This window comes from Halomonas sp. KM-1 (assembly GCF_000246875.1).
In the GTDB taxonomy this organism is placed as follows: domain Bacteria; phylum Pseudomonadota; class Gammaproteobacteria; order Pseudomonadales; family Halomonadaceae; genus Halomonas; species Halomonas aerodenitrificans.
In genome coordinates this window covers 1-25,531 of sequence record NZ_BAEU01000063.1, presented here as the reverse complement: position 1 = coordinate 25,531, position 25,531 = coordinate 1, and the positions used below count along the sequence as shown (strand labels likewise).

Annotated in this window: 23 protein-coding genes; 5 read left to right on the top strand and 18 right to left on the bottom strand. The window is 64.6% G+C overall.

What is annotated here, in order from left to right; all coding sequences use genetic code 11:
* Window positions 1-28: 28 nt before the first annotated feature.
* A complete protein-coding gene (gene uraH, locus B8115_RS06630) occupies window positions 29-382 on the bottom strand; it encodes a hydroxyisourate hydrolase (RefSeq protein ID WP_010626987.1) in 354 nt (117 codons plus the stop codon).
* Between the two features lie 232 nt (window positions 383-614).
* On the opposite strand from uraH, the gene uraD reads away from it, so the two are divergent.
* The 3 genes from uraD (at window position 615) to B8115_RS06615 (ending at window position 3,579) form a co-directional block, all read left to right on the top strand.
* A complete protein-coding gene (gene uraD / locus B8115_RS06625; RefSeq protein WP_010626986.1) occupies window positions 615-1,145 on the top strand; it encodes a 2-oxo-4-hydroxy-4-carboxy-5-ureidoimidazoline decarboxylase in 531 nt (176 codons plus the stop codon).
* A gap of 303 nt (window positions 1,146-1,448) precedes the next feature.
* A complete protein-coding gene (locus tag B8115_RS06620; RefSeq protein WP_010626985.1) occupies window positions 1,449-2,831 on the top strand; it encodes a uracil-xanthine permease family protein in 1,383 nt (460 codons plus the stop codon).
* A 136-nt stretch (window positions 2,832-2,967) separates the two neighbouring features.
* Entirely contained in the window at window positions 2,968-3,579 is a 612-nt protein-coding gene (locus B8115_RS06615) for a phosphoribosyltransferase (RefSeq protein WP_010626984.1), read from the top strand.
* 80 nt (window positions 3,580-3,659) lie between these two features.
* On the opposite strand, the gene B8115_RS06610 is transcribed toward B8115_RS06615, so the two are convergent.
* Together B8115_RS06610 and B8115_RS06605 are read right to left on the bottom strand one after the other, a co-directional pair.
* Window positions 3,660-4,013 carry a phasin family protein gene (locus B8115_RS06610; RefSeq protein ID WP_010626983.1) on the bottom strand — a complete coding sequence of 118 codons (354 nt, stop codon included), beginning with the start codon at window positions 4,011-4,013 and terminating at the stop codon, window positions 3,660-3,662.
* Window positions 4,014-4,130: 117 nt separating this feature from the next.
* Entirely contained in the window at window positions 4,131-4,838 is a 708-nt protein-coding gene (locus tag B8115_RS06605; RefSeq protein ID WP_010626982.1) for a glutathione S-transferase N-terminal domain-containing protein, read from the bottom strand.
* A gap of 432 nt (window positions 4,839-5,270) precedes the next feature.
* Here B8115_RS06605 and B8115_RS06600 point away from each other — a divergent pair, with 432 nt between their 5' ends.
* Complete coding sequence (locus tag B8115_RS06600) at window positions 5,271-7,103, top strand: L-lactate permease (RefSeq protein WP_010626981.1); 1,833 nt, start codon at window positions 5,271-5,273, stop codon at window positions 7,101-7,103.
* Between the two features lie 58 nt (window positions 7,104-7,161).
* On the opposite strand, the gene B8115_RS06595 is transcribed toward B8115_RS06600, so the two are convergent.
* The 8 genes from B8115_RS06595 to B8115_RS06560 form a co-directional block, all read right to left on the bottom strand.
* Window positions 7,162-10,155 (bottom strand): FAD-binding and (Fe-S)-binding domain-containing protein, encoded by a 2,994-nt coding sequence (locus B8115_RS06595; protein WP_010626980.1) that lies wholly within the window; start codon window positions 10,153-10,155, stop codon window positions 7,162-7,164.
* A gap of 35 nt (window positions 10,156-10,190) precedes the next feature.
* A complete protein-coding gene (locus tag B8115_RS06590; protein ID WP_010626979.1) occupies window positions 10,191-11,399 on the bottom strand; it encodes an alanine--glyoxylate aminotransferase family protein in 1,209 nt (402 codons plus the stop codon).
* Window positions 11,400-11,465: 66 nt separating this feature from the next.
* Window positions 11,466-12,749 carry a TRAP transporter large permease gene (locus tag B8115_RS06585; RefSeq protein ID WP_010626978.1) on the bottom strand — a complete coding sequence of 428 codons (1,284 nt, stop codon included), beginning with the start codon at window positions 12,747-12,749 and terminating at the stop codon, window positions 11,466-11,468.
* Window positions 12,746-13,333, bottom strand: coding sequence for a TRAP transporter small permease (locus B8115_RS06580; protein ID WP_010626977.1), 588 nt, complete (start codon window positions 13,331-13,333; stop codon window positions 12,746-12,748). The genes B8115_RS06585 and B8115_RS06580 overlap by 4 nt, the downstream gene beginning before the upstream one ends.
* A gap of 88 nt (window positions 13,334-13,421) precedes the next feature.
* On the bottom strand, window positions 13,422-14,396 hold the full coding sequence (locus B8115_RS06575) for a TRAP transporter substrate-binding protein (protein WP_010626976.1): 975 nt from the start codon (window positions 14,394-14,396) through the stop codon (window positions 13,422-13,424).
* A gap of 148 nt (window positions 14,397-14,544) precedes the next feature.
* Complete coding sequence (locus tag B8115_RS06570) at window positions 14,545-15,006, bottom strand: heme-binding protein (protein ID WP_010626975.1); 462 nt, start codon at window positions 15,004-15,006, stop codon at window positions 14,545-14,547.
* A 47-nt stretch (window positions 15,007-15,053) separates the two neighbouring features.
* Window positions 15,054-16,226: a CaiB/BaiF CoA-transferase family protein gene (locus B8115_RS06565; protein WP_234254490.1), complete on the bottom strand. Its 1,173-nt coding sequence runs from the start codon at window positions 16,224-16,226 to the stop codon at window positions 15,054-15,056.
* 69 nt (window positions 16,227-16,295) lie between these two features.
* Window positions 16,296-17,090 (bottom strand): enoyl-CoA hydratase/isomerase family protein, encoded by a 795-nt coding sequence (locus B8115_RS06560; RefSeq protein WP_010626973.1) that lies wholly within the window; start codon window positions 17,088-17,090, stop codon window positions 16,296-16,298.
* Window positions 17,091-17,433: 343 nt separating this feature from the next.
* Between B8115_RS06560 and B8115_RS06555 the strand changes: the two genes are divergently transcribed.
* Window positions 17,434-17,961, top strand: coding sequence for a gamma carbonic anhydrase family protein (locus tag B8115_RS06555; RefSeq protein WP_010626972.1), 528 nt, complete (start codon window positions 17,434-17,436; stop codon window positions 17,959-17,961).
* Window positions 17,962-17,984: 23 nt separating this feature from the next.
* Here the strand turns inward: B8115_RS06555 and B8115_RS06550 are convergent, their stop codons facing one another.
* From B8115_RS06550 to B8115_RS06520, 7 genes are all read right to left on the bottom strand, one after another.
* Complete coding sequence (locus tag B8115_RS06550) at window positions 17,985-19,424, bottom strand: FAD-binding oxidoreductase (protein WP_010626971.1); 1,440 nt, start codon at window positions 19,422-19,424, stop codon at window positions 17,985-17,987.
* A gap of 51 nt (window positions 19,425-19,475) precedes the next feature.
* A complete protein-coding gene (locus tag B8115_RS06545; RefSeq protein ID WP_010626970.1) occupies window positions 19,476-20,999 on the bottom strand; it encodes a tripartite tricarboxylate transporter permease in 1,524 nt (507 codons plus the stop codon).
* 18 nt (window positions 21,000-21,017) lie between these two features.
* Complete coding sequence (locus B8115_RS06540; RefSeq protein WP_010626969.1) at window positions 21,018-21,491, bottom strand: tripartite tricarboxylate transporter TctB family protein; 474 nt, start codon at window positions 21,489-21,491, stop codon at window positions 21,018-21,020.
* A gap of 99 nt (window positions 21,492-21,590) precedes the next feature.
* The gene (locus tag B8115_RS06535) at window positions 21,591-22,559 is read right to left on the bottom strand and encodes a tripartite tricarboxylate transporter substrate binding protein (RefSeq protein ID WP_141638538.1); all 969 of its coding nucleotides are present in this window, start codon (window positions 22,557-22,559) and stop codon (window positions 21,591-21,593) included.
* Between the two features lie 177 nt (window positions 22,560-22,736).
* A complete protein-coding gene (locus B8115_RS06530) occupies window positions 22,737-23,696 on the bottom strand; it encodes a LysR family transcriptional regulator (RefSeq protein WP_010626967.1) in 960 nt (319 codons plus the stop codon).
* An 82-nt stretch (window positions 23,697-23,778) separates the two neighbouring features.
* Window positions 23,779-24,675, bottom strand: a complete 897-nt coding sequence (locus tag B8115_RS06525) for an NAD(P)-dependent oxidoreductase (protein ID WP_026037940.1) — start codon at window positions 24,673-24,675, stop codon at window positions 23,779-23,781.
* Window position 24,676: 1 nt separating this feature from the next.
* Window positions 24,677-25,531, bottom strand: an 855-nt coding sequence (locus tag B8115_RS06520; protein ID WP_010626965.1) for an aldehyde dehydrogenase family protein, incomplete at its 5' end; no start/stop codon positions are given.

The following is a 25,531-nucleotide window of genomic DNA, read 5'->3' as shown; positions in this document are numbered from 1 at the left end:
AGTGGCCCGGGGCCAGCGCAGCCTGTCGTTAACTACCGCGGTAAGTGGAATAACCGTATGGCGAAAGCAACAGCGGCACATGATAGTGCTGAGATGCATCGGCCACGCCGAAGCGCAGCGGGATGACATCCAGGAAGCGCGGCTCGTCGGCCTGAATGCCCTGCTGACGCAGGTAGTCGCCAGCGTGGAAGACCAGCTCGTATTCGCCGGCCTGGAAGTCGTCGCCCTCGAGAATGGGCGCATCGCAGCGGCCGTCGTCGTTGGTGGTGACCGTCTTGAGCGGCGTACGCCCGCTGCCCGAGAGCCGAAAGACCTCGATACGGATGCCCTCGCCGGGGCGGCCCTGGGCGGTGTCCAGAACGTGGGTGGTGAGTCGTCCCATTGCATTACTCCCTTTTCGTTGGCCCGAGAGTCGTGGAGCGGGTCCGGGCTGGTCAGTGCTGGGCGGGCCCAAGGACCGCCATCGTCATGAGGACAGTTTTAGCTCTTTTGGTAGTACATTTCAAAATTTTTTTGTATACACTTTCACAGGACACCGCTCGACAAGGGAAATGCTGAACAAATCGATGAGCGAGATGAAGTGTTTCCCAAGCATCCTGACTACGGAGACCACCATGACAGACACCATCCTGGAACCACGCCCCAGCACGCTGACACGCGACGAGTTCGTCTCCCGCTTCGGCGACATCTACGAACACTCGCCCTGGGTGGCGGAGCTGACTTGGGAGCGCGGGCTTACCTCGGACCAGGACACGCCGGCCGGCCTGGCGGAAGCCATGGGGCAAACGTTGCGCGAGGCTTCCGTAGAACGCCAACTGGAAGTCATCCGTGCCCACCCCGACCTGGCGGGCAAGGCCGCCATTGCCGGGGAGCTGACGGACGACTCGACCCGTGAGCAGGCCGGCGCCGGGCTGGACCAGTGCACGCCGGAAGAGATGGAACGCTTCGAGCGGTTCAACGGCGCCTACAAGGAGAAGTTCGGCTTTCCCTTCATCATGGCCGTGAAGGGCAGCAACCGACATGCCATTCTCGCCGCCTTCGAGACCCGCCTGGAGAACACGCCCGCCGAAGAGCGGCGCACCGCCGTCGAACAGATCAACCGCATCGCCCGCTTCCGCCTGGACGACCGCGCGTCACGGCCGTGAGCGCCATGACAGCGCCGGCCCGTTCGGCGCTGTCTCTCTCCCTCCTCTCTTCCCTCCCTTTTTCTCCGCTTTCCCCGCCCCTGTTCCTTCTCTTTCTTCTTGCTCCTTGTTTTCCAGCCATGAAAACATGACCAAACGGTCAAAATAATGAGCGCAATTCATTGTTTTGACAGACATTTGCTTCTTCGTAGACAAAAATAACTTCAAATTGTCTTTTAAAGATCTATCGATTGTGTACATTAATTTCGGAATGTGGTGCACAGATGTGTACCACTCAGACAACAACAACCCGAGAGCCTGACCATGACCGATGCTGGACCCTCTCCTCAGCCAACCAAGCCCTCTCGCACCGTCAATCAGAACCCGGATGCCATGCCGCCGCTGGGCAAGGCGATTCCGCTGGGCATCCAACACATCATGGCGATGTTCGCCGGCAACGTGACGCCGCCGATCATCATCGCCGGCGTGATCGGCGCCACCACCGGCGAGCAGATCTTTCTCATTCAGGTCGCCCTGTTCGTGGCGGGGATCGCCACCCTGATCCAGACCATCGGCATGGGCCCCATCGGCGCCCGCCTGCCCATCGTGCAGGGCACCAGTTTCGGCTTCCTGCCGGTGGCGCTGCCCCTGGCCGGCACCTTCGGCCTACCCGCCGTGCTGGGCGCCTCCCTGGTGGCCGGCTTCCTGCAGGTGGGGTTGGGGGCCTTTCTGAAGAAGATTCGCCACTGGTTCTCGCCGGTGGTGACCGGCATCGTGGTGCTGCTGATCGGCATCACCCTGATGCCGGTGGGCCTCAACTATGCCGCTGGCGGTGTCGGCGCCGATGACTTCGCCTCACCCACCAACCTGGGTCTGGCGCTTTTCGTGCTGGTGGTGACCATCGTCGTTCACCAGTTCGGCCGCGGCTTCCTCAAGGCCGCTTCCATCCTGGTGGGTCTGGTGAGCGGCTACCTGGTGGCCATCGCGCTGGGCATGGTCGACTTCTCCAGCGTCGCCAATGCCGCCTGGTTCTCCATTCCCAGGCCGTTGCAGTACGGCATGGAGTTTCAGCTGACCGCGATCATCGGCATGACCCTGATCATGTTCGTGGTGGGCCTGGAAACCATCGGCAACATCTCCGCCATCACCATCGGCGGCGCCGGTCGTCAGGCCAAGGACCGCGAACTCTCCGGCGGCGTGATGGCCGATGGCGTGGCCACCTCCTTCGCCGCGGTGTTCAACACGCTGCCCAACACCGCCTACGCCCAGAACGTGGGCTTGATCACCTTGACCGGAGTGGTCAGCCGTCACGTGGTGACCATTGGCGGCATCCTGCTGATCTGCATGGGCCTGTTCCCCAAGCTGGGCGGCCTGGTCGCGGCCATGCCCCATGCCGTGCTGGGCGGCGCCGGGGTGGTGATGTTCGGCATGATCGCCTCGGCGGGACTCAAGATCATCCAGGAGTGCGAGCTCAACCAGCGCGCCATGCTGATCATCGCCGTGGCCATGAGTCTGGGCATCGGCCTGCCGGCGGTGGAAGCCATCGCCGAGACCATGCCCGGCCAGGCCGGCCTGCTGCTGAAGTCGGGCCTGGTCCCGGCGGCACTCGCCGCGCTGTTGCTGGACGCCGTGCTGCCGGGCAAGCCGCAGCGAAAAGCGCCTGAGGAAGTCACAGCCAAAGGCGAAGAGGCAAGCTCCACCCCCTGAACGAAGGGGTCGGTCAGACAGGTTCCGACCGGCCCTACCCACCCGTGCCCCTCCGCACTTCTCCTGCCGCCGCGCCCGACCGATGGGCAGGTGGCATCTACACTGGTGACACCACCACCAATGCGGAGGATGCGACATGTTTCGTGACCGCCTGGACGCCGCCGAGCATCTCGCCGAGCGACTCTCCCATCTCAAGGGCTCCAACCCTCTCGTGTTGGCCATTCCTCGCGGTGGAGTACCCATGGGGCGCTATCTGGCCGACGCCTTGGAAGGTGAGCTCGACGTGGTGCTGGTGCGCAAGCTGCGCGCGCCGGGCAACCCTGAGTTCGCCATTGGGGCCATCAGCGAGGATGGCACCATGAAACTCGACGAGGCGGCGGCGCACTATTCGCAAGCAGCCATCGAGCGTGAAGCCGAGCAGCAGCGCACGCTGCTGCAACAGCGGCGCCAGCGATACGCTCCGGTGCGCCCGCCGATTGCACCGGAAGGCCGAACGGTGGTGATCGTGGATGACGGTAGCGCCACGGGTGCCACCATGGAGGCGGCCCTGAAGACCCTGCAAGGCCGAGCCGAGCGCCTGATTGCCGCGCTCGGTGTCGCCTCGACTAGCGCCTTCGACAGGCTGGCGGCGGTGGCCGACGAAGTGGTTTGCCTGGAAGTGCCGTCACGCTTCATGGCGGTCGGACAGTTCTATGTCGACTTCGGCCAGGTCGAGGAAGAGGAAGTGATGGAGCTGCTCGAGGAGTGAGGCCCCTCAAGAAACACACCCCAGCACGAAAAAGGCCGCCGCCCTGATGGGCGGCGGCCTCTCTCGATGCCGGCGGCGACTTACTTGGTAGCGGCGCTGGCGGCCTTGGCGTTCTGCTCTGCCAACTGCTGGCCCTTCTGCAGGAACTCCTGGCTCAGGTCGACCACCTTCTTGGTGTCGCCCTGCAGACGCTCGCCAAGCTCCTTGGCAGCCTTCTGCTGGGTTTCGAGAACCTGCTTGAGGCTGTCGGAGTCCTTGACGTCGACCCAGGCACGGGCCTGAGCCAGGCTCAGATCGGAGTAGCTGCGGAAGGCTTCCATCTGGGCCGACAGCAGCTTCTCGTAGTATTCCAGAGTCAGCGAGCCATAGGCGCGCGCCGGGGCGATGAACAGGCTTTCGAACTGCTGGGTCGCCTTGTCTTGGGTCTTGCTCATGAGACACCTCCTACGTTGCGTTTGCCAAGGCAGGAATGAGCCTTGTTGCAGTGCAACATAGCAGCTCGTTTTGTGCAGTGCAACATTTTTCCTTGCCAAGCACTCCCTAGAGCGACCTCAACGATAGGCGCCTTCGATGTCGGTAACTCTCATGGCCTTTCGCCCCAGGCCGTCGTGCAGGTCCAGCATTCGCTCGACCCACCCGTAGACTGGATCGGCATTCGATACCAAGTCGGCGCTGGACACCACCCGTGCCCACATGAAGGCGCCGAATACCAGGTAGTCAGCGGCGGACGGCGACTGGCCATCGATAAAGTCAGCGTCGTTCAAGCAGCCTCGCAGCGGCTCGAGCGCAGCATCCAATTTGGCCAGCCCCTTGGCCGGCGAATGGAACTCCTCCAACGTGCGACCGAAGCGCTTTTCCCGCGTCTCGCGGAAATAGTCACGATCCCGGGGAGCGATCGCATTGAGCAGATCCATGACGATGGTCTGCATGATCGCCGGCTGCAGGGCACGCTCGGCATAGTGCTTGAAGAAGCGCGCCCGAGCCTCGGCGACACCCTCTCCCAGCAGCGGCCCCTCAGGGTAGGCGTCATCGAGATAGCGCAGGATCGCATAGCTGTCGGTGACCGTCGTCTCACCGTCGACGAGTACCGGCACCTTGTCGTAGTCGGCAAAGGCCAGGGCCGCCTTGTCGGTGAAGTGCCAGGCCCGCGTCTCGAAATCGAGCCGCTTGTGTGCCAGCGCATAGCGTACGCGCCAGCAATAGGGAGAGAAGCGCAATCCTTCATCGATACCGCAGAGATCGTAGAGAACCCGTGCCATGCCGCCTCCGATGGATGTCGTTTCGTCTTTCTCGGATGTTTTGTCGTTCTGGGATGTTTCGCCGTTCTGGATGTTTCGCCGTTCTGGGAGTTTCGCCGTTCTGGGATAGTGCCAGCCTTGCCCCTGGGATGCCAATCGAGCCGGGCTCGACTACGCTGGAAGCGGAAGCCTGTCCATTAGTCTAATAACGAATTCATCCCCGGCGGCTATCGGAACCCGCTACTCAGGCACATGCATATGTTTTCATTGAGAAAAAAATCCTAATTTAAATTGCCGCACTGCATCATGGATTGGTAAGACCAATGATCCACGGATGGCAACTTGCGCTCGCTCTTCGTATCGTTGCCTCCCTTGCCGTCGAAGACTCGGCAGTGGCCTTGTCGGGTATCGCTTGCCCGACAGCTCTAACAAGGAGAAATCCGAGGAAACGTCATGACCGATACGACCCTAGCGCTACTAGCCTTCACGCCGCTGATACTTGCCGGCGTGCTGCTCATCGGCTTTCGCATGGCGGCCAAGACGGCCATGCCGATCGTCTACCTGGTCACGGCCGTCATCGCCCTGTTCGCCTGGGAGATGAGCTTCAATCGGGTCCTGGCCTCGACCTTTCAGGGCCTGATACTCACCGCCTCGATCCTGTGGATCATCTTCGGCGCCATCCTGCTGCTCAATACCCTGAAGCACTCGGGCGGCATCACGGCGATCCGTAACGGCTTCTCCGGCATCAGCCCCGACCGCCGCGTCCAGGCGATCATCGTCGCCTGGCTGTTCGGCTGTTTCATCGAGGGCGCCTCGGGCTTCGGCACGCCCGCGGCGGTGGCCGCACCGTTGATGGTGGCACTCGGCTTCCCCGCGCTGGCCGCCGTCGTGGTCGGCATGATGATCCAGTCCACACCGGTCTCCTTCGGTGCCGTGGGCACGCCCATCGTGGTGGGGGTCACCGGCGGCATCAACCAGAGCGCCATCACCGAACAGCTGGAAGCCGGCGGCTACACCTGGCTGGAGTACTTCCGCCTGATCGCGGCTGAAGTGGCCATCGTCCACGGCATCATCGGCATCCTGATGCCGCTGATCATGGTGGTGATCATGGTCAAGTTCTTCGGCGCCAACAAATCGTGGAAAGAGGGGCTCTCGATCACGCCCTTCGCTCTCTTTGCCGGGGTCGCCTTCGTGGTGCCCTACATGCTGGCAGGCGTGCTGCTGGGGCCGGAATTCCCGTCGATGATCGGCGCCATGGTCGGCCTGGCCATCGTGGTCCCCGCCGCCCGTCGCGGCTTCCTGATTCCGAAGGATACCTGGGACTTCCCCGAGCGCAGCAGTTGGCCCGACAACTGGATCGGCAAGATCGAGATCAAGATCGACGAGATCGCCGGCAAGACCCCGCTCTCCACCTGGATGGGCTGGCTGCCCTACGTGCTGCTGGCCGTACTGCTGGTCATTTCACGCACCGTCGAACCCGTGCGTAGCGCCCTGAACACGATCAGCTTCGGCTGGGCCAACATCCTGGGTGAGTCCGGCGTCTCGGGCAGCCTGGAGCCGCTCTACCTGCCCGGTGGCATCCTGCTGATGGTGGTACTGATCACCGCCGTGATCCACCGCATGCGTGCCGGTGAACTCAAGGCTGCCTTCAGCGAGTCCTCGCGCACCATCTTCGGCGCCGGCTTCGTGCTGATCTTCACCATCCCGATGGTGCGTATCCTGATCAACTCCGGGGTCAATGCCGGCGACCTGGTCTCCATGCCGGTGGCCATGGCGCAGTTCGTGGCCGACGGGGTGGGTGACGTCTATCCCTTCTTCGCTCCTGCCGTGGGTGGCCTGGGAGCCTTCATCGCCGGCTCCAACACGGCGGCGAACCTGATGCTGGCCGAGTTCCAGTTCAACGTCGCCCAGCAGCTCGGTCTCTCCACGGCCTTCATGGTGGCGCTGCAGGCCGTGGGTGCCGCGGCGGGTAACATGATCGCCATCCACAACGTGGTGGCGGCATCGGCCACCGTCGGCCTGCTCGGCCGTGAAGGCGAGACCATCCGCAAGACCATCCTGCCGACGATCTACTATCTGGTGTTCGCCGGGGCGATCGCCATGATCGGCTTCTACGTGCTCAACGTCAGCGACCCGCTGATGGAAGTGGGCGCCACGGAGACCGCGATCGTCGAGCAGATGGAGCAGGAGCCTGCGGAAGCGGCGGAACCGGACGAGGAAGCGGAGCAGGAGGCGCCGGCCGAGGCTGAGCCGGAGCCCTTTGATGAGGCGGAGCAGGAAGACTGAGACCGACCTGATCTTGCCCGCACGCTTGCGCCCCCATGGCATTGCCATGGGGGCGTTTTTACGTCAGCGCCCGCTCCAGCAGCCGTGCCACGTGAATCGCCTCGCGGCCGCTGCCGTCGCGGATCTGATGGCGGCAGCTGGTACCGTCGGCCACCAACACGGTGTCGTCATCAGCCTCGCGGATGGCCGGTAACAGCGACAGTTCGGCCATCTGCAGCGAGGCGTCGTAGTGCTCTGCCTCGTAGCCGAAGCTGCCCGCCATGCCGCAGCAGGAGGAGTCGACGGTCTCGACCGTGAGCTCGGGAATCCAGGACAACACCTGCTCTACCGGGCGCAGCGCGTCGAAGGCCTTTTGGTGGCAGTGGCCGTGCAGCAGCGCACGCCCGGGCAGCGGCTTGAGATCGAGGGTCAGCTCGCCCGCCTGTCGCGCCTTGACCAGAAACTCCTCGAACAGCATCGCGGCATCCGCCAGGGCCCGCGCCTGCTCGCCGAAGCCGTACTGCAGGAACTCGTCGCGCATGCCGAGCAGGCAGGAGGGTTCGAGCCCGACGACGGCCACGCCGCGCTCGACATAGGGCATCAGGGCATCGAGCGTGCGCCTGGCCTCGTCTTTCGCCTTGGCGAACTGACCGGACGAGAGGTAGGTACGGCCGCAGCATAGCGGCCGCTCCCCCGGCTTGAGGTTGAGGTGAACGCGATAGCCGGCCGCCTCCAGCACCCGCTTGGCGGCCCGGGCGTTGTCGCCCTCCATATAGTTGTTGAAGGTGTCAACGAACAACACCACTTCGCCGGCGGCCAGGGCCGGCGTGCCGTGGTATTCGCCGAGGAAATCACTAGTGAAGGCCGGAAAACGGCGCTGCGGGGCGAAGCCCAGCGCCCGCTTCAGCGGCTGCGCCAGGAAGTCGAGACGCTCCACTGCACTCAGCAGCCCCGCGAACCGTTTCGCCCATGGCGCATAGCGCGGCATCTCGCCGATCAGGCGATCGCGCAGGGCGAGCCCCTTGGTTCGCACCCGGGCGGCACGCGCCTCGATCTTGAACTTGGCCATGTCGATGCCGGTGGGGCAATCGCGCTTGCAGCCCTTGCAGGAAACGCACAAATCGAGCGCCTCCTTGAGCGCATCGTCGGCCAGCCCCTGCTCGCCGAGCTGCCCGGAAAGTGCCAGGCGCAAGGTGTTGGCCCTGCCCCGGGTCAGGTGCTGCTCGTCCCGGGTGATGCGGTAGCTGGGGCACATGGTGCCGGCGTCGAACTTGCGGCAGTGGCCGTTGTTGTTGCACATCTCCACCGCCATCGCCAGGCCATGGGTGGCGTCACCGGCGCTGCCGGGCTCGCCCAGCTCGCCGGTGAGCGGGTCGCGGGTGACGTTCCAAGCCGACCAGTCGAACAGCGGCGTGAGCGGAATGCGCTGATAGCGGACGGGAAAGCGGAAATAGCGCTCGTCATCCATTTTCGGCGTATCGACGATCTTGCCCGGGTTGAGCAGGTTCTGCGGATCGAAGGCGCCCTTGACCGCCCGGAAGGCCTCGTTGAGGGGCTCGCCGAACTGCCAGGCCACCCACTCGCCGCGGCACAGGCCGTCGCCATGCTCGCCGGAGTAGGCCCCCTTGTATTGGCGCACCAGGACAGAAGCCTCCTCGGCGATCTCACGCATCTTGCGCGCCCCGCCCCGGCGCATGTCGAGGATAGGCCGCACGTGCAGCGTGCCGACGCTGGCGTGGGCATACCAGGTGCCCTCGGTACCGTGGCGATGAAACACCTCGGTGAGCCGGTCGGTGTACTCGGCCAGATGTTCGAGGGGCACCGCGCAGTCCTCGATGAAGGAAACCGGTTTGCCGTCACCCTTCATGCTCATCATGATGTTGAGACCGGCCTTGCGCACGTTCCACAGCGCCGCCTGCTCGGCGGCGTCGGGCATCTCCACCACGCTGCCGGGCAGGCCCAGATCGGCCATCAGCTCGGTGAGACGTTTGAGCGAGGCGAGCTGGGCCTGCCGCTCCTCACCGGCGAACTCCACCAGCAGCACCGCTTGGGGCTGGCCGATCAGCGCTTTCTCGATCACCGGGCGGAACGCCGGATTCTCCAGCGACAAGTCGATCATGGTGCGATCGACCAGCTCCACCGCAGTGGGGTCGAGGGTGACGATGTGCTGGGTGAAATCCATCGCCTGGTAGAAAGTGGGGAAGTTGACCACGCCGAGCACCTTGTGCGCCGGTAGCGGCGAGAGCCGCAGCTTGATGCGTCGGCTCACCCCCAGGGTGCCCTCGGAGCCCACCAGCAGGTGGGCCAGATTTACGCGCCCCTGCGGGTCATAGGGCTTGGGATTCTGGCAGTCGAAGAGGTCCAGGTTGTAGCCGCCGACCCGACGCAGCACCTTGGGGAAGTGCTCGCGGATCTCGGCGGACACCCCCTCGGCAATGGCCTTGACCCGTTCGGCCAGTTGACGCTCGCGCCCTTTGAGCGGCAGCTCGTCGAAGAAGCCGAAGCGGCCCTCGCTGCCGTCGGCCAGCCAGGCCTCGACGCCCAGCACGTTGTGCACCATGTTGCCGTAGCGGATCGAGCGCGAGCCGCAGGAGTTGTTGCCGGTCATCCCTCCCAGGGTGCACTGGGCGCTGGTGGAAACGTCCACCGGATACCAGAGCCCATGGGGCTTGAGCCAGGCATTGAGATGATCGAGCACGATGCCGGGCTCGACCACCACGGTGCCCGCCTCGCGGTCGAACTCGACGATTTCCCTGAGCCAGCGGGTAGTGTCGATCACCAGCGCCTCGCCCACCGTCTGGCCGCACTGACTGGTACCGGCGCCCCGCGCCAGGATCGGTACCCGCGCATCGCGGGCGGCCTCCAGCACCGTGGTCAGATCGCGCTGGTGGCGCGGAATCACCACGCCCAGCGGCATCACCTGGTAGATCGAGGCATCGGTGGAGTAGCGACCGCGCGCGGCGTGGTCGAACAGTACCTCGCCCTCCATCTCCCGGGACAGCCGGGCCGCCAGTTCGGTCACCGGCTTGACCCGCGCATCCGGGGCAACGCTCTTGTCCGTCAGAGACGTCATCGTCCTTCCTCAGCGGTTGCAGGGAATCTCGACCTTCAGCGGATGGTCGGCAACGGGTTGTCCGCGAAGTATTCGAGCGCCGCCACCACACCGCTGCCGGCAAGGGACACGCCGCAGAGCTTCATGCCGGCCTCGCAGCCGCCGAGGGTGGCGATCAGCGTCAGGTCGTTGCAGTCGCCCAGGTGGCCGATGCGGAACATCTTGCCCTTGGCCTTGCCGAGCCCCATGCCCAGCGACAGATCGAAGCGCTCGTAGATGATCTTGCGCACGGTGTCGGCATCGATCCCTTGCGGCATCACTACCCCGGTGAGCACCGGCGAGTAGAGCGCCGGATCCTGGCACTGGATCTCCAGGCCCCAAGCCTCGACCGCCGTGCGCACCCCCGCGGCCCAGCGCTGGTGGCGGGCAAATACGTGGTCGAGCCCTTCGTCGAGCAGCATGTCCAGCGCCTCGTTGAGGCCGTAGAGCAGGTTGGTGCTGGGGGTGTAGGGCCAGTAGCCGTTCTGGTTGGCCTCGAGAATCTCGTCCCATGCCCAGAAGCTCCTGGGCATTGTCGATTCGCGGCTGGCCGCGATGGCCTTGCCGGAAAGGGCGTTGAAGCTGATGCCCGGTGGCAGCATCAGTCCCTTCTGGGAGCCGGAGATGGTCACGTCGACGCCCCACTCGTCATGCCGGTAGTCGGCACTGGCGAGCCCCGAGATGGTATCCACCAGCAGCAGTGCCGGATGGCCGGCGGCATCGATGGCGCGACGCACCGCGGCGATATCGCTGGTCACGCCGGTAGAGGTCTCGTTGTGCACCACGCAGACCGCCTTGAGCCGATGCTCGGTATCCTCCCGCAGACGTGCCTCGATCATGTCGGCCTGAATGCCCTGGCGCCAGCCTTCATAGCCCGGCAGCCCGATGAACTCGGGCTCGAGCTGCAGGCGAAGTGCCATCTTGTGCCACAAAGCGGCAAAATGGCCGGTCTCGAACATCAGCACCCGGTCGCCGGGGGAGAGAACGTTGGCGAGTGCCGCCTCCCAGGCGCCGGTCCCCGAGGCCGGATAGATCATGACCGGCCCTGCGGTCTTGAACACCTGCTTGAGCTTGGTCAGCAGCTCCAGGCCCAGGGCGCCGAACTCCGGGCCGCGATGGTCGATGGTGGGCAGGCTCATGGCCCGCAGAATGCGATCCGGCACCGGTGACGGCCCGGGGATCTGCAGGAAGTGGCGGCCCGATGGGTGGAAGTCGAGGTTCAGCATCACAAGTGCTCCATGGTTGATCGTTGTCATTGGCCGCAGGCAGCCTGGCCATTGGATGCCACCCGGCTAGCGGTAAAAAAATTCCACCAACGCCATCGGAATGGCCGGGATGTAGGTCACCAGCAGCAGAATGAAGAGCAGCACGGAGATGAAACCGAGGTTCGAACGGGTCACCGACCACACATCCGTCTTGGCGATCGAGCAGGCCGTGATCAGCACGCTCGCCACCGGCGGGGTCTGCTGGCCGATGGCCAGGTTGAGACATACCACCAGGCCGAAGTGGACCGGATCGATGCCCGCCGCGCCGACCAGCGGCATGACGATGGGTACCACCAGGATGATCGCCGCCGCCGAGTGCAGGAAGAGCCCGATCAGCAGGAAGAAGACGTTCAGCATCATCAGAATGGCGTACTTGTTGTCGGTCAGGCTGAGCACCGCCTGGGCCAGCTGCTGGGGCATGCGCATCTCGGTCAGGAACACCCCGATCAACGCCGAAGCCGCCACCAGCAGCATCACCACGGCGGTCTGCTGGCCGCCATCGACGATGGCCTTGTAGAGGGTACGCAGATCCAGCTCGCGGTAGATCACGGCGCTGATGAAGATCGCCGCCGCCACCGCCAAGCCGGCCCCTTCGGTGGCCGTCACGAAACCGCCGAAGATGGAGCCGAGGATGATGATCGGCAGGGTCAGCGCCCAACCGGCCTCCCTGGCGGTCTGTCGAACACGCTTGAACTGAAACACTTCCTCCACCGGCCAGTTGTACTTTCGCGCGTAGTAGTAGCTCAGCGCCATCAGGCCCGCGGCACCCAGCAGTCCGGGCACGATGCCGGCAACGAACAGCTGGACGATGGAGGCACCCGACATCACCCCGTAGAGGATCATCGGAATCGAGGGGGGAATGATGATCGCCAGGGATGCCGACGACGAGGTCACGGCCGCTGCGAAGGAGCTGGGATAACCGCGCTTCTTCATGGCCGGGATCAGCACCGAGCCGGTGGCGGCCACGTCGGCCACCGCCGAGCCGGAGATCTCGGCGAAGAACAGCGAGACGCCGATGTTGATCATCGCCAGCCCGCCGCGGATGAAGCCGAACAGCGCCGAGGCAAAAGCGATCAGGCGCTTGGAGATGCCACCGGTGTTCATGATGGCACCGGCCAGCACGAACATCGGAATGGCCAGCAGAGGAAAACTGCTTGCCCCTTCGAACATCGTCAGGCCGATATTGGGCAGCATCTCCAGGCCTTGGAAAACCACGATGGCTACCGTCGCCACGATCGCCAATGCCACTGCGATGGGTAGCCCCATCAGGATCAGCCCCAGCAGGCCGATTATCATGAAGGGGAGCGTCATGGCAGGTCCCTCTTGGTCAGCGCATCCGCCGTGAAGCCGGCACGTGCATTGTCGCGCTCCGCCTCGGCGATAGCGTGACGAATCTCTTCCTCTTCCTGGGTCCGACCGGAGCGCACCTTGGCCAGGTGCGCCGGCATGCTGAGCAGTTGGGCGATGATGAACAGCGCCGCCCCGATGGGAATGACCGACTGGGTGAAGCTGAGCGGCACCCAGCGCAGGGTGATCAGTGCCATGCCCTGCATCACTTCGATCACCACCAGGCCAGCCCAACACAGTACGGCGAAGAAGCCGATGACCAGCGCTTCGGACAAGTAGGCGACCGGCATTCTAAACTTGACCGGCATGGCGGCCAGCACGCCATCGACGCCGATGTGGCCCCGTTTGAGCGCTGCCAGTGCCCCGGCGTAGTAGGTCAGCCACACCAGCATGATGGCGGCCACCTCGTCATACCAGGAAGGGGTACGCCAGGCGTAGCGGGTCACCACTGCGTAGAGCACCACCAGCGTGAGCGAAACCATCAGCACTACCGTGATGATCTCGAGCAGACGCTCCAGGATGCGGGAGATGCGATTCAAGGTACCCATGGCTCTCGACTCGTTCAGGAAGAGGGGTGGGCGACCCACGCCCCCTGTAAAGGCGTGGGCAGGCACTTTGCCGTTGAGGCAAGGAGGATCAGGAGCCTTCGCCAAGCTCCAGCACCCTGTCGATCAGCTCCTGAGAGCCGGGCACTTCGCGGGAGAAGGCTTCGTAGATCGCCCCGGAAGCTTCGATGAAGACCGACGTATCGACCTCGTTCACTTCGGTGTTCGCCTGGCGAATCACATCAATGAGGTCCTCGTCGAGCTGCGCGGCGTGCTCGTAGACGAACGCCTGTGTCTCCTTGGCCGCCTCGATGATGATCTCCTGCACCTCATCGGGAAGGTTGTCGAAGCGGCGCCCGGCAGTGAGGTAGGCCGGTGTATAGACGTGCCCGGTAAGGGAGAGGTAGTTCTGCACCTCCTGGAAGCGCTGTCCGGCGATCTGGGCCAGGGGGTTTTCCTGACCATCCATGACGCCGGTCTGCAGGGCCATGAATACCTCGGAAAGCGACATCGGCGAGGGCTCGGCGCCGTACTCCTCGAACATGCGTACGCGCCATACGCCCTGAGGCACCCGCAGCTTGATGCCACGCAGGTCATCCGGGGTATTGATCGCGCGGCGGTTGTTGGTGATGTGGCGGAAGCCGTTCTCCCACACGGCGAGAATGCGGTAGCCGTTCTGCTCGGCCAGAGGCGCCAGTTGCGGCCAGAACACCTCCTCCTCGACCCGCTTCATGTGCTCGCGGTCCTGGATCAGATAGGGCAGCTCGAAGAGGCCGAACTCGTCAGCCACCGAGGACATGATGGTCGAGGGCAGGGCCAGGTCGACGGTACCGAGCCGCATGCGCTGGAGCAGCTCCGAGTCGGTGCCCAACTGGCTGGAGCCGAACACCACCACCTCGTAAGGCTCCGGCAGGCGCTCGTTGACCAGCTCGGCGAAGTAGTCGGCGGAGTCGGCAAACAGCGAATCGGGGCCGCCGACGTGACCGAAGGTGATCTCGCGGGCCTGGAGGGGTGCCGAGACTAGGGCGACAGCGGCAGCAACCGCCGTGAGACGTAGGAGATACATGGCGTGTTTCCTCTTGTTCTAATGTTGGCTTTGCACTATCAGTCTTGCCATGAAACACTTACATAATGAATTCTTTATTCTAAATTCTTCATTGACAGTAGTCCTGCCATTGAACGCATGTCAAGCAGAGTGCCTCCCATGAATGGCTTCAGTCGGGCTCGAGCCCCGCGGCAAAGCCGGCCGCCCGGATACCCGCGAGAGCGGCGCTTTCGTCCTCGTCCGAAGATGCGCCGCTGACCCCCACGGCACCGATGACGTGCGCCTCCTCATCGAGGACCAGCACACCGCCGGCGACCGGAATGAAGTTACCGTCGGCAGCGGCAGCAACGCTGGCAAGAAAGGCAGGACGCTCGGCATTACGGCTGCCCACCACGCCGCTGGAGGCACCGTTACCGAGTGCGGCGAACGCCTTGCCACGGGCCACCGGAAAGCGCAGCGGTGCACAGCCGTCTTCACGCTCGGCGGCGACTACGTGACCGCCCCCATCCAGCACCACGACGGTGATAGGCTGCATATCCGCACTACGGCCATAGCCGAAGGCGCCGTCGATTATCATTCGCGCCTGCTGACGACCGAGCTGCACGCTACTGTGAAACACCTTGCCCGCCATAAGGCCTCCTCATGCGGTAATCGTCGTTCCGCCCGCCTCGCCCTGCTTCACTTGATCACCCCCTTGCGCCTCAGCTCCTCGCAGCGCGCCTCGTCGAGACCCAGCTCGGCCATGATCTCGTCGGTGTGCTGGGCATAGAGCGGTGCCGGACGGCGAATCTGCGGCGGCGTGCCGGAGAGCTTGCTGGCAAAGCCGATGGTCTTCATCCGACCGATGACCGGGTGCTCCATCTCCTGCACCATGCCGCGCGCCTGATAGTGCGGATCGTCCAGCGCCTGAGCGAAGTCGTTGATGGGGCCGGCGGGCACGCCCGCCTGGTCGCACTTGGCCAGCCAGGCTTCGCGGGTGTCCCGGATGAAGATCTCTTCGAGTACCGCCTCGAGCTCCTCTACGTTCTGCCCGCGCTGATAGTTGTTGATGAAGCGCGGGTCCTGCAGCAGATCGGGGCGATCGATCACCTCGTGGCAGAGCCGCTCCCAGGTGCGCTGATTGGCGCAGCCCAGCATGATGTAACCGTCGCGGACCTTGGTCGCCTGGTAGGGTGCCGATACGCGGTGACGCCAGCCGGTAGGCTCGGGCACGGTGCCTTCGGCGAAGAACGCCGCCGCCTCCCAGGTGAACCAGGGCAGGCCGCACTCGGCGATGGCCACGTCGACGTGCTGCCCTTCCCCGGAGCTCAGCTTGTGGATATAGGCAGCCAGGATCGAATAGACGGCGGTGATGCCCGCTCCGATGTCGTAGACGGCGATGCCGGTCTTCAGCGGGCGTCTCCCCGGCTCCCCGGTCATCGACATCAGCCCCGTCATGCCCTGGGCTACCAGGTCGAAGCCCCCCTTGTGGCTGTATGGGCCGGTCTGTCCATAGCCGGAGATGGAGCAGTAGATGATGCCGGGGTTGATGGCCTTGATGGTCTCGTAATCCACCTTCAGCTTCTTGGCCACGCCGGTGCGGTAGTTCTCGACGATGACGTCGGCTTCCTTGGCCAGGCGATAGAAGATCTCGCGCCCTTCTTCCTCCTTGAGGTTCAGCGAGATGCTTTTCTTGTTGCGGTTGATCTGGGCGAAACAGGTCGACTCGTCGTTGACGTAAGGTCCCATCTGGCGGCTGTCGTCGCCGCCGTTCTTCTCCACCTTGATGACGTCCGCCCCCAGGTCGCCGAGCACCATGGTGCAGTAGGGGCCGGCCATGATCTGGGAAATGTCGAGAACCTTCATTTTCATTAAGGGGAGCATGCTTGCCACCTCATTGTCATTGGGGGGTGTGCTGAGGAAAAACTCACGAAGCCGGCGCTACTCGCCGCGCCAGGCATGGGGGGTCTTGTCGACGAAGGCCTTGACGGCGCTCTTGAAGTCGCGGCTGGTGTAACAGAGCGCGATCAGGTCCTCTTCGCTGCCTGCCGGTGGCCGCCGTGCCGCCAGCACACGGCTGACTCCCTCCTTGGAGGCGCGCAGCGTCAAGGGCGCAAAGCCACCCAGCCTCTCGGCCACCTGCCGGACCTCCGCTTCGATCTTCTCGGCGGCGACGACCCCGGTGACCAAACCCGCCTGCTTCGCCTCATCGGCGCCGAACAGCTTGGCCAGCATCAGCACCTCCTTGGCCCTGGCGGCACCGACCAGATCGACCAGGCGCGACACGTTGGTAATGGAGACGCAGTTGCCGAGGGTCTTGGCGATGGGCACGCCGAAACGCAGATCGGGTGTGCAGTAGCGAAAGTCGCAGGCCATGGCGATGGCCGCACCGCCGCCGACGCAGAACCCCTCCAGCAGCGCGATGGTGGGCTTGCCGAGCGATTCCAGGGCACCAATGACCTCGTCGATGCGGTGCTCGTAGTCCAGCGCGTGCCGTGCCGTTTCGAAGCCGGTGAACTGCTTGATGTCGGTGCCGGCAACGAAGGCTTCACCGCCGCTGCCGCGCAGCACCACCACGTCCACCTCCGGGTCCTCGCTCAGGGCCTGGCAGTGCCGCTCGAGCGAGTCGTACATGCCCCAGGTCATGGCATTGCGCACCTTGGGGCGATTGAAGATCAGCCACGCGATGCGTCCATCCTTGATCAGTTCCAGCTCGGCCGTCGATTTCGGCTCCATTTGACCTCCTGCTTCATCAGCGGCTGGCAGCAGCCGTTAAGCCTCACCTGCCCTCTCAACCGGCGCCAGAGTCGATGTTGGCGCCTCTTTTTGTAATTATGAACTCATAATTCATTTCATCAAGTTAGACTTTTGGTTAGCACCTGTACGAAAATGCAACCAATAAACCTGTAAAAACAATTAGGTAATGATTGCCGTATGGAAATGCAGAAAATTCGTTATGAATTCTGAATTATTGACGTCTCGGCTTTGGCTCCCTAAGTTGGAGCCATCCCTTGCATGAGCCACACCTCGGCGGCCCCACCGGCGGCAGCCCGAACGAACGACAACAAGGAGCAAACGCATGACGACGTATGCACTCGGAGAGACTCGCCCCAGCCACGACGACAGCGTGTTCATCGCCCGAGAAGCGGCCGTGATCGGCGACGTAAGAATGGGCAAGGATGTCAGCATCTGGCCGGGCGCCGTGCTGCGCGGCGACAACGAGCCCATCAGCATCGGCGACAACAGCAACATTCAGGAGAATTGCGTGCTGCACACCGACCCGGGGTTCCCGCTGAGCATCGGCACCGACGTCACCATCGGCCATCTGGTGATGCTGCACGGCTGCAGCATCGGCAACGGTACCCTGATCGGCATGCAGTCCACCGTCCTCAACGGGGCGCGTATCGGCGAGAACTGCCTTATCGGTGCCGGGTCGCTGATCACCTCCAACAAGGAGTTTCCGCCCAACTCACTGATCATGGGCACGCCGGCCAAGGTGGTACGCACCCTGAGCCCGGAAGAGGTGGCCGGCCTGACCGCCAGCAGCCAGAGCTATGTGGAACGCAAGGCGCGCTTCCTGGCCGAACTGACACCGTTGGACGAATGATCGGCGGGCTGGCCGGGGCCTCGTCACGACGATGAGGAGCGTTCGCTCGCCGCCTGGATGCGCCCTGCCCCCATCAGGTCGTCGGGATCGAACACCGCCTTGATGCCTGCCAGCAGGCGGCGCTCGGTGACCGTGAGGCGGTCGAGAAAGGCCGCCTGCTTGCTGCGGCCGATGCCGTGCTCGGCGCTGATGCTGCCATCGAAGCCATCCACCACCGTGAAGATCGCTCTCTCCAGGCGCTCGAACAGGGCCGGCAGCGCCTCTGCCGGCGTCTCGGCGGGTGGCAACACGTTGATATGCAGATTGCCGTCGCCGATATGGCCGTAGGCGATGACCTGCGAGGTGGGCGACAGGGCCGCGACCTCCGCCGTGGCCTGCTCAACGCACTCGGCAATCGCCGAGATCGGCACCGAGACGTCGGTGCGCAGGTGCTCGCCGCGCAGCAGCTGCCCCTCCACCATGCTCTCGCGAATCGCCCACAGCTGACCGGCCTGGGCGACGCTGGAAGCCAGCACGCCGTCCAGCACCACCTCGTGCTCCATGCCCGCTTCCAGCAACCCTTCGAGCAGGCCAGGCAGGTCCACCGGTCCGGTGGCTGTCAGTTCGAGCAGCACATGGTAGGGATAAGCCTCGTCGAAGGGGTCGGCGAGCTGCGGTGCGGCCTCGAAGGCCAACTCCAGGCACAGGCGCGGCATCAGCTCGAAGGCGGAGAGCAGGTCGCTGCAGCGGCGTCTGGCCAAGGCATAGAGCCGCACAGCGGCATCCACCGAGGGTACCGCCAGCAGCGCGGTCTGCGACTGCTCGGGGCGCGGCGTCAGCTTGAGCACCGCCCCGGTGACGATGCCCAGCGTGCCTTCGCTACCCAGGAAGAGCTGCTTCAGATCGTAGCCGCGGTTGTCCTTGTGCAGCGCCTTCATGCCGTTCCAGATCTCGCCGTCGGGCAGCACCACCTCGAGACCCAACACCAGCTCGCGCATCATGCCGTAGCGCAGCACGTTGACCCCACCGGCATTGGTGGCGATGTTGCCGCCGATCTGACAGCTGCCCTGGGCGCCCAGCGAGAGCGGAAAGAAACAGTCCGCCTCCTCGGCGGCACGCTTGACCTCCTCGAGAATGCAGCCGCCGTCCACCGCCATGGTGAAGTTGAGCGGGTCGAGTCCACGGATGCGCGTCATGCGTTCGAGGCTGATGACCACCTCGGGCGCCCGGGCATCCGGCAGCGCACCCTTCACCAGGCCGGTATGCCCGCCCTGGGCCACCATGCGGATGCCGTGCCGGTGGCAGTAGCGCACCACCGCCGCCACCTCCTCGGTGCTCCGGGGGCGCACCACGGCCAGCGGCATGCCCAGGCGCGCTCCGGCCCAGTCGCGCACGTAGCGCTCTTGGTCGGCGGCTTCGGTGATTACCCCGTTGGCTCCCAGCAGTTGGGTGAAGGCGGCGACGGCATCGTCGTGGTGCGTCATGTCGGCATCTCTACTCAGAAGTCGTGAAGATGGGTGGCGGTTGGGTCGCCCTCATTCGGCCGTTGCCTTGTGGCCGCGCCGGCGCGCCATCACGAACAGCCGCTTGGCGAGCGGATAGAGCACGAACAGCAGGATCAACGTCAGCAGTGTGGCCGCTATCGGGCTTCTCAGAAAGATCATCGGATCGCCACGGGAGATGTCGAGCGCCTGGCGCAGGCTCGTCTCGAGACGAGGAGTGAGCACGAAAGCCAGCAGCAGCGGCGCGATCGGGTAGCGGGCGGCGGTCATGAAGAAGGCCACCACCCCGGCACCGAGCATGAACCAGACGTCGAACATGCTGTTGTTGACGCTGTAGGAGCCCACCACGCACACCACGGCGATCACCGGGATCATGATCGAGGCCGGGATCAGCAGCAGCTTGACCAGGAAAGGAATGATCGCCAGCGCCGCCAGTACCGCCATGACGTTGCCCAGGTACATGGACGAGATCAGCCCCCAGACGAAGTCGGGGTTGTTCTGGAACAGCAGCGGCCCGGGCTGCAGGCCCCACATCATCAGCCCGCCGAGCAGCACCGCCGCAGTGCCCGAGCCGGGAATGCCCAATGACAGCAGCGGCGCAAACGAGCCGGCGGCGGCGGCGTTGTTGCCTGCCTCCGAGGCCGCCACGCCCTGGATGCGCCCCTTGCCCAGCTCGGCGCCGTTGCGGCCCACCTTCTTCTCCAGCACATAGGAGAGAAAGGAGCCGGTGGTGGCCCCGGCGCCCGGTAGAATGCCCACCAGATTGCCGAGCACCCCGGAGCGCAGCGAAACCGGCAAGATGCTGCGCGCCTCCTTGCGGTCGAGCAGGCTCTCCTTCAGCCCCAGCCGGCCGGTCAGCCCCTTGGCCGAGGGATCGACCCGGTTGACCATCATCACCAGTACCTGACTGAAGCCGAACATGCCGATCACCAGCGGAATGAAGGAAATGCCGTTGAGCAGATACATGGAGTCGAAAGTGAAGCGCGGCTGACCGAAGGCCGTGCCGATGCCGATCGTCGCCAGCATCACGCCGATGAAGGTCGAGATCAGGCCCTTGAGCGGGTTGTCCCCCAGCAGCCAGCCGATGGAGCAGAGCGCCAGCAGGATCAGCGCCGCCACCTCCGCCGGCCCGAACATGAGGCCCACGTGGGCCAGCACGGGCCCCATGAAGGTGAGCATGATGATGCCTACGGTACCGCCGATGAACGAGGAGATGTTGGCGGTGAACAGGGCCTTGCCGCCATGCCCCTGCTGCGACAGCGGATAGCCGTCCAACGAAGTCACCACGGCCGGCGCATCGCCGGGGATGTTGAGCAGAATGGCACTGTAGGAGCCGCCGTACATGCAGCCGTAATAGAGGGCCCCGAGCATGATGATGCCGGTGATGGGGTCCATCTGGAAGGTGAGCGGCAGCAGCAGGGCGATGCCGGTGACCGAACCGAGGCCGGGAATGGCCCCGACGATGATGCCGAGGCCGGCGCCGACCAGGGCCGCCAGGATGTTGCTGAACGTCAGCGAGGTGGCGAACCCCTGCATCAGGGACTGTAGGATATCCATATGCGACTCTTCGTTCGGTTAGGTGAAAGGCGCCATGAGCGCGCCTTCGGGGAAAGCCACCATCAGCCACATGCCGAACAGCAGATAGATCGCACCGCCCGCACAGGCGCCGATCACCGTGGACTTGAGCCACGACTGCCGCTCGATCAGCGCCATCCACAGCACGATGAACAGCGTCATCGCCAGTACCATGCCGAACAGCGGTATGCTGGCGATGGCCAGCCCCATGGCCACGGCGGGCCATAGATTGCGCCAGCTCACGCGATCCGTTTCGAACCTGCGGCGCAGCAGCTCGTAGCCACCGAGCAGAGCGGCCCCCAGCCCCATCACCACGGGGAAGAAGCCGGCTCCGGGGCCGTTGTGCATCCATACCCCATACTTCCACCAACCGAAGCCGGCCCAGGCGAGCCCCATCACGATGATGCCCAGTGTGACCAGCGGAGAGAGCCAGGAGCGGCCCTCATGGGCCGGCTCTTGATTCACGCTTGACATAGTGTGCACCTCTTGCGGTAGCGGCCGACCGGGAACAAACGAGGTGGCCGCAGCAACGACCGGGGCGCGGCCACCCATCGGCGCCGCGCCCCGCGAGCCTCAGTCGATCATGCCGGCTTCCTGGAACAGCACCCGGTAGCGCTCCTGCTCGCGCTGGTAGTACTCGGCGCTCTCCTCGGCTCCCATGAACGTCGGGATCAGGCCGTTGTTCTCGACGTACTCCTGGGTCCACTTGTCGGTTTCCGCAGCGGCACGGAAGACGTTCTCCCAGAACTCGACGGCCTCCTCGGGCATATCGGGCGGGCCGGCATAGCCACGGAAGATCATCAGCTCGAGGCCTTCATAGCCCAGCTCGTCGAAGGTCGGCACCTCGTCGAAGGGAGCGTCGAGGCGCTCCTCCGAATAGGTGGCCAGGAAGCGCACCATGCTCTGGTCGACCCGCGAGCCCAGCTTGAAGATGGCCGCATCGATATGGCCGCCCAGCAAGGCGGAGGTGACATCACCGGTGCCGTCGAAGGGAACGTACTGAAAGTCGACGCCCAGGTTGTTGTCGAGCATGGCGAAGGCCAGGTGGTCCTCGCCGCCGCGGCCGGCCCCACCGACGGTAATGCCGCCGGGATCCTGCTCGGCGCGCTCGATCAGGTCGTCGAGATTCTCGATATCTCCTTCGGCCCTGACCCCCACGAATAGCGTATCCAGCGACAGCGTGGCGAGCGGCGTAAGGTCGTCGAGCTGCACCGAGGCGTCGTTGACCAACATGCTCATCATCTGACCGCCGTTGAAGGTCGTGATGATATGGCCATTGCCGCGCTGGCTGTAGGTGTAACTGTTGCCTACCGCGCCAGAGCCGCCGGGCCGGTTGTTGATCAGAATGTTGCGGTTGACCATGTCGGTCTCGCGAATCGCCTCGACCAGCATGCGCGCGTTGATGTCGCTACCGCCACCGGCGCTGTATGGCACCACGAATTCGACGTTGCGCTGTGGCTCCCAGGCGTGGGCGCCGCCAACCAGCGCCAGGCAGAGCACTCCGCAGAGTGCGGTCTTGCCGACCATCACTGTTTTCGTCATCTCTCGATCACCCTATTTGTCGTTGTCGGATCAGAAGCCGTCGCCAAGGCATGGTGGCAACCGGCGTGTTCACGGGTGCGGGTCGAATGGGCGTCTCCTCCCGCTCAATGTAATTATGAACTCATAATTCATTTCATCAATGTCGACTTTGGTCTAGCCGCTGCGAACGGCCAGCCGTCAGGAGGAGCGCGACACGCGCGGTCTGGCGAATGCCACCTGCCGACGCAGCTCCGCGACCAGCTCAGCGGCGGCGCTGGAGAGCGGTTCATGCTTGCGGGTGATGATGCCGTAGTAGTCAAGCGGCTTGCCGATGGTCAGCGGCAGCACCGCATACTGGCCGCTGGCCAGGGGGCGCTTGAGCACCGACCAGGGCAACACCGCCAGCATCGGCGCGCTCAGCAGCAGCTGCAGGGTGGTCTGGGTCGAGGTGGTCTCGATGGTGTCGTCGGGCGAGGCGATGCCGGCGTCGGCCAGCGCGGCCTCGATGACCTGTCGCATGGGGCTAGTGGGCGGGTGCAGGACCCACGGCCAGTGACGCAGCGCGGCGAGCTCGACCCGCTCCTGGCCGGCCAGGGGATGATCGTGCGCCACCACCACGCGCAGCGGCTCCTCGAGCAGCGGCTCGAAGTCGAACAGGTTGTGTTGATTCACCGCCGTGAGCCGGCCGATCACCAGATCGAGCTGCTTGTATTCGAGGGCCTGCAGCAGACGGTCGCTGCTCTGCTCGTCGATGCTGACCGACAGCCGCGGCCGCTGTCGCTTGAGGGCGGCAATGGCTGCCGGCAGGATCTCGGGAGCGGCCGCAGGAATGGCCCCGATCAGCAACTGGCCATAGCCGCCCTCGCGCATGCGCTGGACGTCCTCGACCATGCGCTCGATATCGTTGAGCAGAATCTCGGCATGCCTCACCAGCTGAGCGCCCAGCTCGGTCGGCACCATCGCCCGCGGCTGGCGCTCGAAGATGGCAAAGCCGAAATGGGTCTCCAGGTCGCGCAGCATCTTGCTGGCTGCCGGCTGGCTGAGATGCATCTGCCGGGCGGCGGCACGCATGTTGCGGCGCTTGTCGAGGTGAAGCAGCAGCAGCAGGTGCTTGAAACGCATCCAGCCGCACAGGCCGGTCGATGACAGGTTGTCCACGTTTACCGGCCCTCTGATAACCTATGCCGATCAGCCAACATAGGCGCCGCTGCCAGCGGGATCAAGCAGCGCCCCGCTGCCGTCAGACGTCTTCCCTGCCAAGCAGACCGATCAACTCGGGGAGCGTGGCCTGAGCGTGCCCCGCCGCCTCGGCCTGGCCCAGCACCTCGTCGATGCCCGCTGCGGCCACCTTCGCCGCCCCCAGGTCGCCGGCCATGGCCAGGTAGTAGCCGAGATCCTTGTGGGCGTTGGCGATGCTGAAACGGAAGCCCGAGGTGTCGCGCTCCTGAATATAGGGCCGCAGCCGTTCGAGCACGGTGCCCGCCCCACCGCCCTTGGCCAGCACGTCGACGAAGACATGCGGGTCGATGCCACCCCGTTCGGCGCAGGCCGCCGCCTCGGCAAGCACGGTGGAGAAGCCCACCGAGACGAAGTTGTGCAGCAGCTTGAGCTGATGACCGGCCCCCACCGGGCCGGCATGGGTGATGTTCTCGGCGAAGCTCTCGAGCAGCGGCTGCTGCGCCGCGAACAGTTCGGCATCGCCTCCCACCAGCAGGTTGAGACGCCCCTCGGCAGCCTCCTTGGGCGTGCGCGTCATGGGGGCGTCGAGAAAACGCCCGCCCGCCTCCGCCACCGCCTCGGCGATGCGCTGCGTCGAGCTGGGAATCGCCGTGGAGCAGTCGATGATCACGCTGCCGGGCCTGAGCCCTTGCAGCACGCCATCCTCGCTCAGCAGCACCTCCTCGACCTGGGGCGAGCCGGTCACGCAGAGAATGATGACGTCGGTATGCCGGGCCAGCTCCGCCGCCGTGGCGAACGCCTGCGCCCCGTTCTCGAGCAGTGCCGCAACGGGCTGGTTGCCGGGGTGCTCGAGAAAGGCCAGCGGCCAGCCGGCGCGCTGGACGTTGGTGGCGATGCCGTGGCCCATCAGGCCGATGCCGATCATGCCCACTCGCTGTTTCGACTGCGCGTCGCTCATGTCACAACCCACCCATGCAGAGATATTTGATTTCGATGTAGTCCTCAATGCCGTACTTGGAGCCCTCCCGTCCGATACCGGACTCCTTGACGCCGCCGAACGGGGCCAGCTCGCTGGAGATGATGCCTTCGTTGATGCCCACGATGCCGCACTCCAGGGCCTCGGCCACCCGCCACACCCGGCCCACATCGCGGGTATAGAAGTAGCTGGCCAGGCCATAGGGGGTATCGTTGGCCATGCGCACCACCTCCTGCTCGTCGCTGAAGCGCAGCAGCGGCGCCACGGGGCCGAAGGTCTCCTCGTTCATCAGCCGCGCATCGCTGGAGACGTCGGTGAGAATCGTCGGCTCGAAGAAGTTGCCGCCCAGCGCATGCCGCTGCCCGCCCAGGTAGACGCTGGCCCCGCGCTCGCGGGCGTCGGCGATGTGCTCCTCGACCTTGGCCACCGCGGCCTGATCGATCAGCGGCCCCAGAGTCACCCCTTCCTCCAGGCCATTGCCGACCTGCTGCGCCGCCACCGCTTGGGCGAGGCGCTCGGCGAAGGCATCGTAGATCCGCTCGTGGACGAAGATACGGTTGGCGCATACGCAGGTCTGGCCGGTGTTACGGAACTTGGACGCCATCACCCCGGCCACCGCCTGGTCGAGATCGGCATCATCGAAGATGATGAAGGGAGCGTTACCACCCAACTCCATGGAGACCTTCTTGACCGTCTGGGCACAGGCGGCGAGCAGCACCTTGCCCACCTCGGTGGAACCGGTGAAGGAGAGCTTGCGTACCAGCGGGTTGGCGGTCAGCTCGTCGCCCACCGTGCGGGCACTGCCGGTCACCACGTTGAGCACGCCCCGGGGCACGCC

Coding starts and splice junctions, on each gene's coding strand:
- uraH (WP_010626987.1), bottom strand. CDS start 382: ATGGGACGACTCACCACCCACGTTCTGGACACCGCCCAGGGCCGCCCC.
- uraD (WP_010626986.1), top strand. CDS start 615: ATGACAGACACCATCCTGGAACCACGCCCCAGCACGCTGACACGCGAC.
- B8115_RS06620 (WP_010626985.1), top strand. CDS start 1,449: ATGACCGATGCTGGACCCTCTCCTCAGCCAACCAAGCCCTCTCGCACC.
- B8115_RS06615 (WP_010626984.1), top strand. CDS start 2,968: ATGTTTCGTGACCGCCTGGACGCCGCCGAGCATCTCGCCGAGCGACTC.
- B8115_RS06610 (WP_010626983.1), bottom strand. CDS start 4,013: ATGAGCAAGACCCAAGACAAGGCGACCCAGCAGTTCGAAAGCCTGTTC.
- B8115_RS06605 (WP_010626982.1), bottom strand. CDS start 4,838: ATGGCACGGGTTCTCTACGATCTCTGCGGTATCGATGAAGGATTGCGC.
- B8115_RS06600 (WP_010626981.1), top strand. CDS start 5,271: ATGACCGATACGACCCTAGCGCTACTAGCCTTCACGCCGCTGATACTT.
- B8115_RS06595 (WP_010626980.1), bottom strand. CDS start 10,155: ATGACGTCTCTGACGGACAAGAGCGTTGCCCCGGATGCGCGGGTCAAG.
- B8115_RS06590 (WP_010626979.1), bottom strand. CDS start 11,399: ATGCTGAACCTCGACTTCCACCCATCGGGCCGCCACTTCCTGCAGATC.
- B8115_RS06585 (WP_010626978.1), bottom strand. CDS start 12,749: ATGACGCTCCCCTTCATGATAATCGGCCTGCTGGGGCTGATCCTGATG.
- B8115_RS06580 (WP_010626977.1), bottom strand. CDS start 13,333: ATGGGTACCTTGAATCGCATCTCCCGCATCCTGGAGCGTCTGCTCGAG.
- B8115_RS06575 (WP_010626976.1), bottom strand. CDS start 14,396: ATGTATCTCCTACGTCTCACGGCGGTTGCTGCCGCTGTCGCCCTAGTC.
- B8115_RS06570 (WP_010626975.1), bottom strand. CDS start 15,006: ATGGCGGGCAAGGTGTTTCACAGTAGCGTGCAGCTCGGTCGTCAGCAG.
- B8115_RS06565 (WP_234254490.1), bottom strand. CDS start 16,226: ATGAAAATGAAGGTTCTCGACATTTCCCAGATCATGGCCGGCCCCTAC.
- B8115_RS06560 (WP_010626973.1), bottom strand. CDS start 17,090: ATGGAGCCGAAATCGACGGCCGAGCTGGAACTGATCAAGGATGGACGC.
- B8115_RS06555 (WP_010626972.1), top strand. CDS start 17,434: ATGACGACGTATGCACTCGGAGAGACTCGCCCCAGCCACGACGACAGC.
- B8115_RS06550 (WP_010626971.1), bottom strand. CDS start 19,424: ATGACGCACCACGACGATGCCGTCGCCGCCTTCACCCAACTGCTGGGA.
- B8115_RS06545 (WP_010626970.1), bottom strand. CDS start 20,999: ATGGATATCCTACAGTCCCTGATGCAGGGGTTCGCCACCTCGCTGACG.
- B8115_RS06540 (WP_010626969.1), bottom strand. CDS start 21,491: ATGTCAAGCGTGAATCAAGAGCCGGCCCATGAGGGCCGCTCCTGGCTC.
- B8115_RS06535 (WP_141638538.1), bottom strand. CDS start 22,559: ATGACGAAAACAGTGATGGTCGGCAAGACCGCACTCTGCGGAGTGCTC.
- B8115_RS06525 (WP_026037940.1), bottom strand. CDS start 24,675: ATGAGCGACGCGCAGTCGAAACAGCGAGTGGGCATGATCGGCATCGGC.